Below are 13945 nucleotides of genomic sequence, written 5' to 3'. Positions count from 1 at the left end.
CCCTGACCCGAGTACGTCCAGTACACGGGTCAGGGCCCGGCACGCCGAGAGCACGCACCTGACGCCGCGGGGCCGCCCTCCGGGCGACGGCGGGATTTTGACGACAGGGCCTAGCGGGGACAGGGCGACGCGGGCGAGGGCACCGAGCAGTTCGGCCTCACGGACCTTGGCAGGACGGCCCGTGGGGGAGGCGACGGGCGGATCAGATGGGCGGGGAACAGCGGCGCAGGCCAAGAAGTGGTCGGCCGCTTCCTCGGCAGGCGCTACATTGACCCTTCCGTGGAGCGACTAGTGGAAAACAGGGGGAGGACATGCCGGATTTGGTGCCGGGGGATCCCCGGACACTCGGCCCGTTCCAGCTGACCGCCAGACTCGGAGAGGGCGGCATGGGGCAGGTCTTCCTCGGCCGGTCGCCGGGAGGACGACGTGTCGCCGTGAAGACCGTACGGGCCGAGATCGCGGGGGATCCCCAATTCCGGCAACGCTTCCGGCGCGAGGTCGAGGCCGCGAAGCGGGTCGGCGGCTTCTGGACGGCGTCGGTCGTGGACGCGGACCCGGACGCGGACGTGCCGTGGGTGGCCAGCGACTACGTCGACGCGCCCGACTTGGCTAACTGGTCAGCCGCGACGGCCCGCTCGCGGAACCGGACGTGCTGCAGCTCGCCGTCGGACTGGCCGAGGCGCTCCAGTCGATCCACCGGGTCGGGCTCGTCCACCGCGATCTGAAACCCTCCAACGTCCTCGTCACGGACGACGGCCCTCGCGTCATCGACTTCGGTATAGCCAAGGCCCTGGAAGGCGGACCGCCCCTCACCTCCACGGGCCTCGTGATCGGTACGCCCGGCTTCATGTCCCCTGAGCAGGCAGGCGGTGACCGGGTCGACGAGTTGAGCGACATCTTCTCCCTTGGCTCGATCCTCGTGTACGCGGCGACCGGAGTGGCTCCCTTCGGGGAGGGATCGGTGCCGGCGCTCCTCTACCGGGTCGTGCACGACGAGCCCCGGCTGGACGCGGTGCCCGCTGGGCTGCTGCGGGACGTGGTGGGGGAGCGCCTGGCCAAGAGCCCGGAGGGCCGGCCCACCGCAGGGGAGTTGCTGGACTGGCTGAGCGAGGGGGAGTACCCCCCTGCCCCGACGAGAAGGTTGACGGCCGTACGGAACACGACCGCGGCGACGACGGCACGGGGCCCGATGCCCGGGACGGCGACGCGAGTGGTGCCCGAGCCGGGGAACCCGATCGCCGCGCCGGTACGAGTGAAGTACTCCACGTACTTCCGCAAGCGCGGCTTTGGCCGTGCCACCATCGGCGTGCTTACCGTCGTCGCCTTCTTGTTCGTGCCGCGGCTGGCGGGCGGCTGGAGCTACGCGCTGCTGGTGCCCTTGCTGCTCTTCGGGCTGGTGTCCCTGTGGTGGGGTCTCAACATGCTGCGGCGCCCGACCCAGGGGTCGGTCGAGGTGGGAGCGGACGGTCTGACGTTTCGGAACGGGGGTCTGCGGGGCGTCGACGTCTGGCGCGGCCGCTGGGACACCGTCGCCTGCGTCACCCTGACGCCCGTCTCCTTCCGGGGAGCGGGGAAGTACTTCGCCGTTCGTGTCGTGGCCACGCCGCCACCGGGTGCGCAGTGGCAGGTGCCCCCGGTCTTCACGGTCCGGCTGCCGGATGCCGAGCTGAACGCCCTGCGGACGGCGCACAGCGCACTGAACGGCACCGGAAGGGCCGTCGCCGCGACCTTGACCATGACCTATTCGGAGCTCGAAACCGCCCGCCGTGAGATCGGCCGGCTCCACGAGGCCCTGCTCGCCCATGCCCCGGCCCGTTATCGCCCCGATGCCGATCTGGTGACGGTGCTGGGTCGCTGAGTGCCGGGGCCCGGACGGCTCACCAGGCGTGGACCTCTACTCGGGGCCTCCAAAGACCGAGCCAGCAGCACGAGGTGTGAAGAACGGCCCTCGTGCGGTCTCATGAATGAACCAGGATCAGCAGGACCGGCGGCGGACGGGGTCACGGATCAAGCTGAGGGCACAGGCCCAGCTCGCGCAGGATGACCTCCAGTGTTCCGGCGTACGCAGCCACGGCATCAGCCGCCTCCCCCGCTCCGCGGAACCGGGTGAAAGAGCACGGGATCGACGCAAGGACCGCCAGGGGACGACAACGGAGCAGTCCGCCCGGTCAAGGCGTTGAAGAACGTGTACGCCGGTTGATCACCGGAACCAGCGTCCCGGCCCGGGCGAGCTCCCTCAGCGACACCAGGACCGGACCTCCGTGCTCGATGCGGGGTCGGCCAGCGGACGCAGCCGCTGACGGACGAACGGGGCCCGCTGTGGACCAGTTCGGGGTTGCTGCTGAGTGGCCGTGGGTTCGAGTCCCACCCGCCCCACCAGTGCAGGTCTTCGACCTGCAGAAACGTCCCCTCCGGGACGCCGAAACCCCAACTTGGGCTCAACGGATTGCATGCGCCGCCCATGAGTTCAGAGTTCCTGCGTCGGCGATAGTTCGACACTGCGCTGACCTGCGTGAATGCGTCGGACCATGGTGTGGTTGAGTCGCGCGACGGCCTCCGTGGGGGAGCCGGAGGCGAAATTGAGGACGCTGTGAGGACGCAGGTATGACGAAGGGTGGCTGCGCGGCCGCCTCGGCCGACTCCACCAGGCTGTGGCCGGTCGGAGTGAGGAGCCCTCTGGTGGACCTTGGGCATGCCCGCGGCGCTCACCCAGACCTGCGAAAGCGATGGTTGCTGGTCGTGATGTTCCGAGCGAACACACGGCTCCCGTCTGCCTCTACCGGTCGTGGAGCACCTTCGGTCGGGTTACGGGGACGACGGTGAGGAGATCGTCCAGGCCCTTGAAGTCGTCAGGGTTGGTGGTGAACAGAGGGAGATCTTCGGCGATGGCGATCGAGGCGATCATCAGGTCGGCGATGCGTCGGCGAGGTTGGCGGCCGGTGCTGACGACGGCGGCGCAGACGCGACCGTAGATGCGGGCGGCTTCGGAGTCGAAGGGGATGGGGTCGAACTCGTTCTCGGCGCGCTGGAGGATGTCGGTGCGTCGAGCGCGTTCGGCGTGTTCGTCGTAGTCGTCCTGTTCGGCGTTGCTGCGCACCTGGTGGGGTCCGGCGGAGAGCTCGGCGAGGGTGATGGCGCTGATGGCCATCTCGGCGGGCAGCTCCTCTGGGTTGATCCACTTGCGCAGGATCATGATGTTGGTGTCGAGAAGACCCTGCTGGTGCTCACCGGGCATAGGGATCGTCCATGCCCTGCTCAGCGGTGGCGTCCTGGTCGGCGCGGAAAGCGGCCAGGGGGATGTCGGGGGCGCTGCGGGACATGGCGGCGAACTCGCCGCGGGGGACGAAGCGTCGTCGGCGGCGCAGGGGGATGAGCTCGCCGATGCGGTGGCCGTCGCGGGTGACGGTGAAGGACTGGCCGCTCTGGACCGCGTCCATGATCTCTTTGGACTTGGTGCGCAGGTCGCGCTGGGTGATCTCGGGTTGGGCGGTCATACGTCCAGGGTAGCCATCGCGTGCTATCAGGTGCTACTCCGTAGCACACCGGGTGTCCCATCGAGGTCGGCGGATCTCGCGCCCGCATTCCGGGTGGGGGTAGAAGCGGCCGACGGCCTCGGCGTGCAGGGCTATTCGGTATCTGACCACCGAGCGAGCTGTCCGATCGGCGGACATCTGGGCGCGGGGCCGCAGGTGACGGCAGAAGGGGAGAGGGGGACTGACCGGAGCCCCACCGCGCGGGCAACGCCTACGGCCTGCGGATGACGGCGGCCGTCAAGGGCACCGTCGTCGGCGAGGACATATGGAGCAACATGGCCCTCAGCTACGCCCAGATGATCGCCTACGCATCGCGGGGCACCGCGGTCAACGCGTGCTGTTCGCCGGGGACCTGCTCTTCCACCGCGTCACCCCGCTGGTGTTCATGGGCTCCCTGGACGGCGCCCTGCGCTCCCTGGACTGGATCGCCTCCTTCGCACCCGAACACGTGGTACCGGGCCACGGCCCCGTCATCGACACACACACCCTGCCGGCGGTGCTCGACCAGCACCGCGCGTACTACCGACTCGTACACACCACCGCCCAGGCCGGCCTGCGCGACGGCCTCACACCCCTGCAAGCGGCGCGCACCTGCTGCCTCGGCCCATTCGCCGACCTGCCCGGCGCGGAACGCATCGTCCTCAACCTGCACCGCGCCTACGCCGACACCACGGGCCACCCCTTCGACCTGCCCCAGGCATTCACCGACGCGATCACCTACAACTCGGGCCCCTGCACACCCAGGTCTGAACGGCATCGGCCTACCTCACGAAGCGCGCGTTGCCCCATCACCGCCTGAAAAGGCTGCACGTGAACAAAGTCCGCGACACCGCCGCCGAAGCGGTCGCCGACATCCCCGACGGTGCCTCACAGGCCGTGAGGCCGGGTCTGCCCCTGCCCTTCGACAGGGACGCTGAGGCTCCGCCTCGATCGTCGAGGCGGAGCCTCAGCGCATGGGAAGGGCAATCCGCTGCGGACGGGATCGAAACCCACCTCCGAGCTGGAGCGCTCCTCGTCAACGTCCTCATCGGCGTCGTCATCAGTTCCCTCGACGAAGCCCGTGAAATGGAACGCGAACAAGACGAGCACACCGGGACACAGCACGCCCCCGAACAGGAGCTGCGCGAGCGCATCGCCGCGGCCCGGCGCGCTCTGGACGAACTGGAGGAAGGCCTGGTCGGTCTCCCCACATCCCGCCGCCCGCCAGTCGTCGGTGATGGCATGGAACATCTCCGACAAAGCGGCGACGTGGTGCCGGTCGAGGCCGAGCGTCCGCTGCGGGGGCGAAGGCGGTGGCGGATGTGGCCTTCGTACCTGCGACGGGTGCCCTTGCTGACCTTCTTGCCAACAGCCACCGGGATTCACCTTTGCCGACCCCGACGGCTGCCAAGTCACTCTCCAGGACCACGCCTGACAAGCCGCCACCTCTTCTACGACCTGCGCAGCCGACCTCACTGGCCCGGCCTGGACGAACAGATCTTGCAGGCGGTCGTCGACGACTGCACCCGCCCGGTCGGCCGCCGCATGATGACCGCTGACCTGCGCATCCTGCACCCGTGCGATACCGAGCACGCCCAAGCGGTGCGGCGGCAGACCCGCGCGATGCGCGAGCTCAACGCGAAGGCGTTCCCGGAGTCGGAGGCAGGCGAGGACGCACCTCGGCCTGCCCAGCGGCACTGCCATCGTTCTCCGCCGCGGTCAGCGTCGCAAAGACCACGACATTTCCCTGGTAGCCGGTTTCTTCGACGTATGGACCCCCACAGGTGATGACGCGCAGTTCGGGCCGGTGGGAACTGCCGTAGACCTCCTCATCCGGAAACGCCTTCTTGTCGTAGAGCTCCACAGCGTCGACCGTGAAGACGGCTGTCCGCCGGTCAGACCTGATGATCTCGATGGTGTCGCCCTTGGCTAGTTCTCCGAGGCGGTGGAAGACTCCGGGGCCTTGCGGCGTGTCCACGTGTCCCGTAGTGACGGCTGTGCCGACTGAGCCAGGAGGTGTACCGGCGCCATACCACCCGGCAAAGCCGGGCATATTGGCCGATGGTGGGCGCAGTGCTCCTGTGTCGTCGAGGCTCAGTTCCGTCATTGGGGCATTCACGCCGATGGCGGGAATGCGCAGCCGGACTGGAGTCGATGGGGGCAGGGGCGGCACAGAGGGATACCGGGTCGAGGCAGTGACCGAGGCGGTGAGGACGCGGATGGCTTCGACCGGTCGCAGCGCGATACGGACGGCGAAGTAGGCGACGGCGGCGATCAGTACGAGGCTGACGAGCGGCCCGCAGCAGCAGGCGGTCAGTGGCCTCGGTGATGGTCCCGGCGATGTCCTCGGCTGCGTGCGGGAGCACCACCACATAGACCCGCAGCTGGGCGTCGGCGGCGACACCCAGAGCGGCGACCCTGCCGCTGCTCAGATCATCGGCCCTGACATCGTCGTACATGACCTGGTAGGTTCCGCCGTCCTTGCCGAACCGGTCCCCGGGCACGGAGCCGGGGCACGCCGGCAGGCGCACGGGACGGGTCGTATAGCCCCAGTTCGCCCTTCGTCCGGTGGGGCGGGCAACTCGGCCTTCGGTGGGGCGGGCAGCACGTGGCGGGTGCCGGGATCGAACTCCTCCATGCCTCCGCCGTAGGCGACGGCGGCGCGTCGGCCGGTCGCGACGATCTCGTACGGCACGGTGCTTCGGCGAGCGGGAACCGCACCCTTCTCCAGCTGATCGACGAGAGCCAGGAACTGTTTCTGCGTCTGTCCTTGGGCGGTTCCTGTGCTCGCGCGGTAGACGTCGTGGTGTACCCACCAGCCGATGCCGGCCAGGATGACGGCGGCGGCCGAGGTGGCGGCCATGGCCGTGCGGGCTCGTACGGATGGCCCGCCGGAAAGTCTGCTTCCGGCGGGCCATCCGTATATGAGCGTGTTTCGGAGAAGGTGCGGATTCAGGGTGTTGGGCCCGGGGTTGAATCCGCTGCTCTTGAGTTCAACTCCGGGTCCGAGCGTTGCGTTGGGATCGCTCTGACCTGAGCAGACGTATCAGCCACTGGCTGAGGGATGGCGTCGTGGGTGGGCTGCTGTGCAAGCGTCTGAACGTCGAATTCTGGACGCTGGCTGGACGCGAGGATTCGAAGGTGGTGCCCGGTGACCCTGGGTGTCGGGAGACGGCCCAGGCCGCCGCGGACTGACCTCAGGCGGCCGGGTCGGTCGGAAGCTCGGTGTTCGTCGGTGCGGTGCGCTCTACTGCCTGAGGTCGATCATGCGGACCGGCTGCCCTGTCGTGCGGGCGATGGTTTCGAAGTCGCGGTCGTAGTGGAGGAGGGTGAGTTCCGCTTCTTCCGCGGCTGAGGCCACCAGGAGGTCGACGGGGCCCGCGCTGCGGTGTTCTCCCTTGGCGGTCAGTTGTTCCTGGACTATGCGGGCGCGGCGGTAGACGCCGTCTGGCATGGGGCACCAGGCGTAGGCGGCGTCGAGTGCAGCCTTCAAACGGGTGCGGTCCGTGGCGGAACGTGCCGAGTAGAGGACTTCCAGTTCGGTGAGGTCGCAGATCGCGACGAGGCCGGCGGCGATCCTGTCGTCCCATTCGACGGTGTTCTGGCGGAGCAGGACGCGGGCGAGAGCGGAGGTGTCGATGAGGTAGTCGGCGACGGTCACGCGTCCGCTCCGCCGCGGTCATCGCGGGCCGCGTCCGTGCTCGTGGGGCGGTATGCGCGCTTGTCCAGCAGCAGGTCGATGTCCAGAGCGCCCTCGGCCACCAGTTCGCGGGCCTCGTCGAGTGCCCGGAGGCGCCGGTAGCGGGCCGTGACTTCCCGCAGCGCGGTGTTGATGGTGTCGCGTTTGGTAGAGGTGCCGAGCTCCCTGGCGGCTGCTTCCAGTGCATCGTCGTCGAGATCGATGACCGTTCGACTCATGGTGACCTCCTCCGCTGGGTGTATCAGGAGGAGCATATCAAGATACAAGATCTTTTGTATCTTCACGTTGGTTGCGGTCGCGGAGCTGTGTGGTCCAGGGCCTGGCCGATCGGCGGGGAGTGGATACCGGACAGGCCCTGGCGGCTTGAGGGGGTGCTCCAGGTGGAGGCCGCTACTTTCTTGAGCCGGACCGCGCGGTCGGGTTCCAGTAATCCGTCTGGCGAGGACGTCTGGCGGGGTGTCGAGCCAGGTCATGGTGCCGTCGCCGATGGGATGGTGCGATTGCCCGTACTGGCAGGAGGGTAACTTGTGCAAGCACTGTGTGGCGGTCGTGTTGGCTGTGTTGCGGCGGCGAAGACGATCAGAGTTCATCGGCGATGCGGTGTCCGCACTTGGGCGCTTCGTTGGCCTTCGGCTATGCATCGTGCGGTTGCTTTCGAGGGCTGGAGTCGACGGTCTGTTCGGTGGGCGAGGGCGGATGCTGGGACGCTGATGGGGCGCAGGGAATCGGAAGTCGCCGAGCCGCAGGATGTCGGCCAGGACGCACCGGCACGCCGGCCGGTCCCGGTAGACCAAGGGGCCACCAGCAGTGGTCGGGCGCCGGGGTCGATGTGGCGCATCCCCGCTCAGTCCTCCGAAGCTTCCCCGAGAACCACAGGCCGCCGTTCCCGGCGCGACAACTCGAGGGCCTCAGCGACCGCAGCGATTCCAACGCCTCACGCCCGTCGCAGGTGTGGCCCGCTCGCCTCGCACGACCGCCACGAAAGCAGCGATCTCCGCCTCGTGCGTGGGTCTGAAACGATCAAGGAACCCGCTCCACAACTTGTGCCGCGGGCAGCGGAGAGACGGTTTGGCCGCCGCGATCGGCGTACGGTCGTCCACGCCGACCACGATCGTGTCGAGGACGGCTTTCGCGGATCCGGCGCTGTCAGTGCGGACCAGGACGTTGGTGCCGTGCCGGTGCGCGTCGGGAATCTTCCCCGAGCTGACCCCACCGCCCCCGTTACGTTCTTCGCGGTCCTGCAAGAGGGCCGCTGAAGCCCTGGTCGGAGATGAGGCGGGCCGCGTCCGTCAGTTCGGCGGCGAAGCGTTCGATGGCCTCATAGGGGAAGCGGTGGTTGGGTCCGCTGACGGACAGTGAGGCGATGACGGCGCCGGAGGCGCCGGTGATCGGGACGGCGACGGCGGTGAGACCCTCGTCCCACTCGCTGTTGCTGACCGCGTAGCCCCGCCGCGCGGCTTCCTGCGCCGAGGCGCGCAGCCGGTCCGCGTACGTCTCGTCGTGGGAGGAGGCGAGCGCGAGTCGGCGCAGCAGGGTGTCGGGGGCGTCGCGCAGCAGGATCTTCGAGGATGCGCCCGCCCACAGCGGCTGCTCGTCGCCCACGTCGACGACATGGCGCAGCGGGTGGGGGCTCTCCTCGTGGGCCACGCAGACGCGGTACAGGTCGCGGGGGGCAAAGATGTTGACCGTCTCGCCCAGCCGGTCCGCCAGGTCGCGCATGACCTTGCGGGTGGCGCGGGGGATCTCCCACTGGCCCCGGGCCAGGTAGGCCCAGTGCCACAGGCCGGGGCCGGCGATGTAACCGCCGCCGTCCGACCACAGCAGGCCGCACTCCTCCAGTGTCTGCACGAGGCGCAGCACCGTGGTCTTCGGCAGACCGGTGGTTTCGGTGATCTCACGCAGTGTGATGAGCGGCCGTTCCTCGCTGAGCAGACCGAGAATGTCCAGAGCGCGCCGCACGCTACGGACCCCGGTGCCGTTCGGCTCCTTCTCCGGGTCGGCCCCTGCGTCGCTGCTCGTCACTCTTCAGCCTCCCCTGTCGGTCGCCCACGGGAGCGTACCTGGTCCCGCCGGTGCCGTGCCTTCATCTCTGACGGTAGTCCGTTCTGTGGAACGGAGGAACCGGAAGCGTGCTCGAAATCCTGCGGTAACTCTTGCCTGCGGGGGGCCAGGGCCGTATCTTCCCGCCAATCGGTCCGTTCGATCCATTAAGCGGACCGGATGGTCCGGGACCTCGCCGTCACGTCAGGCAGGCCCGGTGTCGGCCGACCTGGCGGGCTCCCCACCCCGGAGTACCCGCCGTTCGACCCGACACCCGTACGCACGGCAGCCGCCTGTCCTTGTGTCCTCCCGTCTCTCGTCCTGTCGCGCCCCTCGGCCGGCGGGTGAACCACAGCATCCAATGGAGTGTGTGAGTTGAGCAGCATCCCCAGCCCGGCAGCAGGCGCCGGGACCGCGAATCCCGGTGCGGCGAAGCGAGCGGCCGTGGCCAGTTTCATGGGAGCGGTCGTCGACTGGTACGACTTCTTCCTCTACGGCATAGTCGCCGGCCTCCTCTTCAACGAACTGTTCTTTCCCGACGTCAGCCCGGCCGTGGGCACCCTGGCCGCCTGGGCCACGTTCGGGGTGGGCTTCCTGTTCCGTCCGCTGGGCGGCATCGTCTTCGGGCACTTCGGGGACCGGCTCGGCCGCAAGAAGATGCTGGTCCTGACCATGCTGATCATGGGCCTGGCGTCCACTCTGATCGGCGTGCTGCCCACCCACGCCCAGGCCGGTCTGTGGGCGCCCTTCCTCCTGGTCGTCCTGCGGGCGGCCCAGGGCTTCGCCGTCGGCGGCGAGTGGGGCGGGGCTGCCCTGATGGCCGTGGAGAACGCGCCCGCCAAGTGGCGTTCGCTGTACAGCAGCGGCGTACAGGTCGGTGCGTCGGTCGGTCTGCTGCTCGCCACGTTGATCACCAAGGTCACCTCCGGCGGGATGTCGGACGCCGCCTTCAGGACCTGGGGCTGGCGCGTTCCCTTCCTGGTGAGCGCGGTCATCGTGATCATCGGTCTGATCATCCGGGCCAAGGTCGAGGAGTCCGAGGTCTTCACCAAGGAGGTCGCCACGCTCGACGAGGGCAAGAAGCCGAGCATGCCCCTGGTCGCCGCGCTCAAGTCCAACCCCAAGGGCTTCTTCGCCATCGTCGGTCTGCGCATGGTCGAGCTGTTCACCTTCTACGGCGTGACCAACTTCGCCCTCAGCTACGGCACGGCCGAGTTCGGCCTGGACCGCAACAGCCTGCTCAACGTCAACCTCGCGGTGGGCGCGCTGGCGATCCTCACGATCCCGGCCTTCGCCTACCTCGCCGACCGCTTCAGCCGCCGTTCGGTCTACGTGTGGGGTGCCGCCCTCGGCATCGCCGGTTCCGTCCCCTTCTTCTGGGCCCTGGAGTCCGGCTCCATGGTGCTGATCATCGTGTGCGCGGTGCTGCTGGTGAACGGCGCCCACGACATGGCCGTTGCCGTGCAGCAGTCCCTGTTCACGGAGATGTTCGGCGCCGAGTACCGCTACAGCGGCGCCGGTGTCGGCTACCAGCTCGCCAGTGTCGTCGGCGGCGGCTTCACGCCCTTCGTCCTCAGCTCCCTGGTCCTCTGGGCGGACGGCAGCTGGTACCTGGTCGCCGGCTACTTCACCCTCGGCTGCCTCATCTCCCTCCTGGTCGCCCTGCGCATGGGCGGCGGACGGGACCGGGCTCCCGTCGCGGCCCCGAAGGAGTCCCTGGCGGAGACCGTCTGACGGACGGGTCGGCCGACGATCGCAGCCGCCGTACGTCCCTTGCCGGGGGCGTACGGCGGCGCTGTTTCCGCTGCGTGACGTGGACACCCCTCTGGTAAAACCGCTGTTCGGATCGTATGGTCCATTGAGCGGACCATGGGGGAGAGGATCAGGGAGAAGATGATGAGAGCAGCGGTTCTCATGGGCACCAGTCGTATAGAGACGGTCGACGACTGGCCGGAGCCCTCCTGCGGACCGTACGACGTCGTGGTGGAGGTGGGCGGAGTCGGACTGTGCGGCACCGACCTCGCCGTCTTCCACGGCAAGCGCCGGCCCCCCGCGATGCCCTGGGTGATGGGGCACGAGGGCTTCGGCCGCATCGTCGCCGCAGGGGCCGAGGTGCGGGACCGCACGGTCGGACAGACGGTGGTCGTCGAGCCCAACTACGCCTGCCTGAAGTGCGTCGACTGTCTCCGCGGCCTGACCTCCGCCTGCCCCCACCGCACCATCGTCGGCCTCAACGCCCCCGGCGTCCTCGCCGAACGGATCGCGCTCCCCGGGCACTTCGCCCACCCCGTCCCCGACGCCCTGTCCGGCGCCGACCTCGCCAGCGCCGAGCCGTACACCGTCGCCCGGTCCGCCGTACGGCGCAGCGGGGTCACGGCGGGGGACCGCTGCCTGGTCGTCGGAGCCGGGGCGCAGGGCCTGCTGGTCTGCCTCATCCTCGCCCGCCTCGGCACACGGCCGGTGGTCGTGGAGCCGCATCCGCAGCGCGCCGCCCGTGCTCAGCGTCTCGGCGCACTCGCCGACGACGGACGGACCGGATTCACCTTCGTCTTCGAGACGTCCGGCCACGCACCCGCGCTGCGCCCCGCCCTGGACCGGGCGGCGCCCGGCGCCACCGTGGTGCTGGTCGGCCTCAACGCCGATCCGCTCCCCCTCACCACCGACGACCTGGTCCGCCGCCAGTTGGTGATCAGGGGCTCCATGATCTACGACCACCCCCACGACTTCGCCGACGCCATGGCCGAACTCGCCACTGCCCGGCCCGGACGTGCCGTCGAATGCCGGTACCCGCTGGAGCAGGCCCAGGAAGCCTTCGCCGGAGCGGGCCGGCGGGCCGGCAAGACCTGGATCAGCGTCGGAGGGTTCGGAGGGGCGGATGCGTAAGTCCATCGCCACCGTCTGCCTGAGCGGCTCACTGAGCGAGAAGCTCACCGCCGCGGCCCGCGCGGGTTTCCACGGCGTGGAGATCTTCGAGAACGATCTGCTCGCCAGCCGGCTGAGCCCCGAACAGGTCCGCGAACGTGCCGCCGACCTGGGACTGGCCATCGAGCTCTACCAGCCGATGCGCGACATCGAGGCCGTCTGTGACGAGGAGTTCACCCGCAATCTGCGCCGCGCCGAGCGCAAGTTCGAGGTCATGCGCCGGCTCGGCGCCGAACTGCTGCTGGTGTGCTCCAACGTCTCCCGGCACGCCGTGGACGACGACGCCCTCGCCGCCGAGCACCTGCGCCTCCTGGCCGAACACGCCCACGGACACGGCATCCGCGTCGCCTACGAGGCGCTCGCCTGGGGACGGCATGTCAGCACCTATGACCATGCCTGGCGCATCGTCCAGCAGGCGGACCACCCGGCCCTCGGCGTCTGCCTGGACAGTTTCCACATCCTTTCCCGTGGCTCGGACCCCACCGGCATCGAGCGGATTCCCGGGGAGAAGATCTTCTTCCTCCAGCTGGCCGATGCTCCTGTCCTGGCCATGGACGTGCTGCAGTGGAGCCGCCACCACCGCTGCTTCCCCGGCCAGGGCGGGCTCGATGTGGCCGGCCTGGTCCGTCACGTGGTCGACGCCGGCTACCGGGGCCCGCTGTCCCTCGAGGTCTTCAACGACGTCTTCCGTCAGTCCGAAGCGGGCCCCACCGCCACCGACGCCCTGCGCTCCCTGATCGCGTTGGAGGAGAGCGCGGGCATCCGCGCGCCGTCGGCCTCGGTCACGCAGCCCTCCGGGATCGCCTTCGCCGAAATCGCCAGTCCGGACCCACAGCCCGTGACCGCGACTCTGTTCGCCCTCGGATTCAGACGCACCAGGAAGCAGGCGGCGGGAAACCGGGCGGAGCTGTGGGAGTCGAACGATGCCCGAGTCCTGGTCGACAGCGGCTCCGCCACCCGGCGCGACGGTACTTCGCTGGCCGGCATCGGGCTGCGCAGCGCCGACCCCGGCGCGCTCGTCGACCGCGCGGCGTCGCTGCTGGTGCCCGTGCCGGCCCGGCGGCGCGGGGAGCGGGACGTCTCCTCCCACGCCATCAGCGCCCCGGACGGCAGGAAGCTGTTCCTGTGCGCCACCGACGACCGTGCGACCGGGGTTTGCGAGGTGGGGACCGGCGAGACCGGCGCACTGCTCGGCATCGACCACGTGTCGCTCACCCACACCGGCGCCCAGTTCGACCAGGCGGTCCTCTTCCACCGCAGCGTGCTCGGGCTGCGACCGCAGGAGAGCGTGGAGGTGGCCGACCCCTACGGGCTGGTGCGCAGCCGGGCGCTCTCCACCGACGACGGCCGCCTGCGTCTCGTACTCAACCTGGCGCCCGCCTCCGACGGCGACGACCAGCCGGCCCAGCACATCGCGTTCGTCACCGACGACATCCTGGCCGTCGCCCGCCGGTTCCGGGCGGCGGGTGCCGAGTCGCTGGCGATCCCCGCCAACTATCACGACGATCTCGACGCCCGCCACGACCTGGACCCGGCAGAGCTGGCCGCCTACCGGGAGTTCGGCATCCTCTACGAGCGCGACGAACACGGCGGGGAGTTCCGCCACTTCTACACCACGACCGTCGGACGGGTCTTCTTCGAAGTCGTCCAGCGCAGTGGAGGCTACGACGGCTACGGCGCCGCCAACGCCTACATCCGTCTTTCCGCGCAACGCGGTTGAGGGCGGCGGGGTTCGCGTCCCATCCCCCGGTGCGGCTTGCCGAGGCCCGCG

General features: G+C 69.3%; 13 protein-coding genes and 1 pseudogene. 7 read left to right on the top strand and 7 right to left on the bottom strand.

Going from position 1 to position 13945, the window contains the following annotated elements:
- Positions 1-311 precede the first annotated feature (311 nt).
- Both ACZ4Z2_RS34230 and ACZ4Z2_RS34225 read left to right on the top strand, forming a co-directional pair.
- Positions 312-725: a hypothetical protein gene (locus ACZ4Z2_RS34230; RefSeq protein WP_468081394.1), complete on the top strand. Its 414-nt coding sequence runs from the start codon at positions 312-314 to the stop codon at positions 723-725.
- Positions 650-1858, top strand: a complete 1209-nt coding sequence (locus tag ACZ4Z2_RS34225; RefSeq protein ID WP_468081393.1) for a protein kinase domain-containing protein — start codon at positions 650-652, stop codon at positions 1856-1858. Before ACZ4Z2_RS34230 ends, ACZ4Z2_RS34225 begins: the two co-directional genes overlap by 76 nt.
- A 918-nt stretch (positions 1859-2776) precedes the next feature.
- Here the strand turns inward: ACZ4Z2_RS34225 and ACZ4Z2_RS34220 are convergent.
- Both ACZ4Z2_RS34220 and ACZ4Z2_RS34215 read right to left on the bottom strand, forming a co-directional pair.
- Positions 2777-3235 (bottom strand): PIN domain-containing protein, encoded by a 459-nt coding sequence (locus ACZ4Z2_RS34220; protein WP_468081391.1) that lies wholly within the window; start codon positions 3233-3235, stop codon positions 2777-2779.
- Positions 3225-3494, bottom strand: coding sequence for a type II toxin-antitoxin system Phd/YefM family antitoxin (locus tag ACZ4Z2_RS34215; RefSeq protein ID WP_468081389.1), 270 nt, complete (start codon positions 3492-3494; stop codon positions 3225-3227). The genes ACZ4Z2_RS34220 and ACZ4Z2_RS34215 overlap by 11 nt, the downstream gene beginning before the upstream one ends.
- Positions 3495-3867: 373 nt before the next feature.
- On the opposite strand from ACZ4Z2_RS34215, the gene ACZ4Z2_RS34210 reads away from it, so the two are divergent.
- Complete coding sequence (locus ACZ4Z2_RS34210; RefSeq protein ID WP_468081387.1) at positions 3868-4332, top strand: hypothetical protein; 465 nt, start codon at positions 3868-3870, stop codon at positions 4330-4332.
- Between the two features lie 68 nt (positions 4333-4400).
- Here ACZ4Z2_RS34210 and ACZ4Z2_RS34205 read toward each other — a convergent pair whose 3' ends face one another.
- The 4 genes and pseudogenes from ACZ4Z2_RS34205 to ACZ4Z2_RS34190 all read right to left on the bottom strand — a co-directional run bounded on the left by ACZ4Z2_RS34205 (position 4401) and on the right by ACZ4Z2_RS34190 (position 7430).
- The gene (locus ACZ4Z2_RS34205) at positions 4401-5105 is read right to left on the bottom strand and encodes a hypothetical protein (RefSeq protein ID WP_468081385.1); all 705 of its coding nucleotides are present in this window, start codon (positions 5103-5105) and stop codon (positions 4401-4403) included.
- Between the two features lie 121 nt (positions 5106-5226).
- Positions 5227-5886 (bottom strand): annotated as a pseudogene (locus ACZ4Z2_RS34200) (class F sortase); the annotation flags it as partial.
- Positions 5887-6759: 873 nt separating this feature from the next.
- A complete protein-coding gene (locus ACZ4Z2_RS34195; protein WP_468081384.1) occupies positions 6760-7173 on the bottom strand; it encodes a PIN domain-containing protein in 414 nt (137 codons plus the stop codon).
- A complete protein-coding gene (locus ACZ4Z2_RS34190) occupies positions 7170-7430 on the bottom strand; it encodes a type II toxin-antitoxin system VapB family antitoxin (protein ID WP_468081383.1) in 261 nt (86 codons plus the stop codon). The genes ACZ4Z2_RS34195 and ACZ4Z2_RS34190 overlap by 4 nt, the downstream gene beginning before the upstream one ends.
- 253 nt (positions 7431-7683) lie before the next feature.
- Between ACZ4Z2_RS34190 and ACZ4Z2_RS34185 the strand changes: the two genes are divergently transcribed.
- Complete coding sequence (locus ACZ4Z2_RS34185) at positions 7684-7923, top strand: SWIM zinc finger family protein (protein WP_468081397.1); 240 nt, start codon at positions 7684-7686, stop codon at positions 7921-7923.
- Positions 7924-8433: 510 nt separating this feature from the next.
- Here the strand turns inward: ACZ4Z2_RS34185 and ACZ4Z2_RS34180 are convergent.
- A complete protein-coding gene (locus tag ACZ4Z2_RS34180) occupies positions 8434-9234 on the bottom strand; it encodes an IclR family transcriptional regulator (RefSeq protein ID WP_468081382.1) in 801 nt (266 codons plus the stop codon).
- Between the two features lie 384 nt (positions 9235-9618).
- Between ACZ4Z2_RS34180 and shiA the strand changes: the two genes are divergently transcribed.
- The 3 genes from shiA to ACZ4Z2_RS34165 all read left to right on the top strand — a co-directional run bounded on the left by shiA (position 9619) and on the right by ACZ4Z2_RS34165 (position 13894).
- Positions 9619-10986: a shikimate transporter gene (gene shiA / locus ACZ4Z2_RS34175; protein WP_468081380.1), complete on the top strand. Its 1368-nt coding sequence runs from the start codon at positions 9619-9621 to the stop codon at positions 10984-10986.
- Between the two features lie 180 nt (positions 10987-11166).
- Positions 11167-12135 carry a zinc-dependent alcohol dehydrogenase gene (locus ACZ4Z2_RS34170; RefSeq protein WP_468081378.1) on the top strand — a complete coding sequence of 323 codons (969 nt, stop codon included), beginning with the start codon at positions 11167-11169 and terminating at the stop codon, positions 12133-12135.
- The gene (locus ACZ4Z2_RS34165; RefSeq protein WP_468081377.1) at positions 12128-13894 is read left to right on the top strand and encodes a TIM barrel protein; all 1767 of its coding nucleotides are present in this window, start codon (positions 12128-12130) and stop codon (positions 13892-13894) included. Before ACZ4Z2_RS34170 ends, ACZ4Z2_RS34165 begins: the two co-directional genes overlap by 8 nt.
- Positions 13895-13945 lie beyond the last annotated feature (51 nt).

Source organism: Streptomyces sp. NPDC030183 (assembly GCF_055573455.1).
This window is presented reverse-complemented; position numbering and strand designations above follow the sequence as displayed.

Excerpts from the sequence above, each read along its gene's own strand:
- ACZ4Z2_RS34230 (WP_468081394.1), top strand. The coding sequence starts at position 312 with ATGCCGGATTTGGTGCCGGGGGATCCCCGGACACTCGGCCCGTTCCAG.
- ACZ4Z2_RS34220 (WP_468081391.1), bottom strand. The coding sequence starts at position 3,235 with ATGCCCGGTGAGCACCAGCAGGGTCTTCTCGACACCAACATCATGATC.
- ACZ4Z2_RS34215 (WP_468081389.1), bottom strand. The coding sequence starts at position 3,494 with ATGACCGCCCAACCCGAGATCACCCAGCGCGACCTGCGCACCAAGTCC.
- ACZ4Z2_RS34190 (WP_468081383.1), bottom strand. The coding sequence starts at position 7,430 with ATGAGTCGAACGGTCATCGATCTCGACGACGATGCACTGGAAGCAGCC.
- ACZ4Z2_RS34185 (WP_468081397.1), top strand. The coding sequence starts at position 7,684 with ATGGTGCCGTCGCCGATGGGATGGTGCGATTGCCCGTACTGGCAGGAG.
- ACZ4Z2_RS34170 (WP_468081378.1), top strand. The coding sequence starts at position 11,167 with ATGGGCACCAGTCGTATAGAGACGGTCGACGACTGGCCGGAGCCCTCC.
- ACZ4Z2_RS34165 (WP_468081377.1), top strand. The coding sequence starts at position 12,128 with ATGCGTAAGTCCATCGCCACCGTCTGCCTGAGCGGCTCACTGAGCGAG.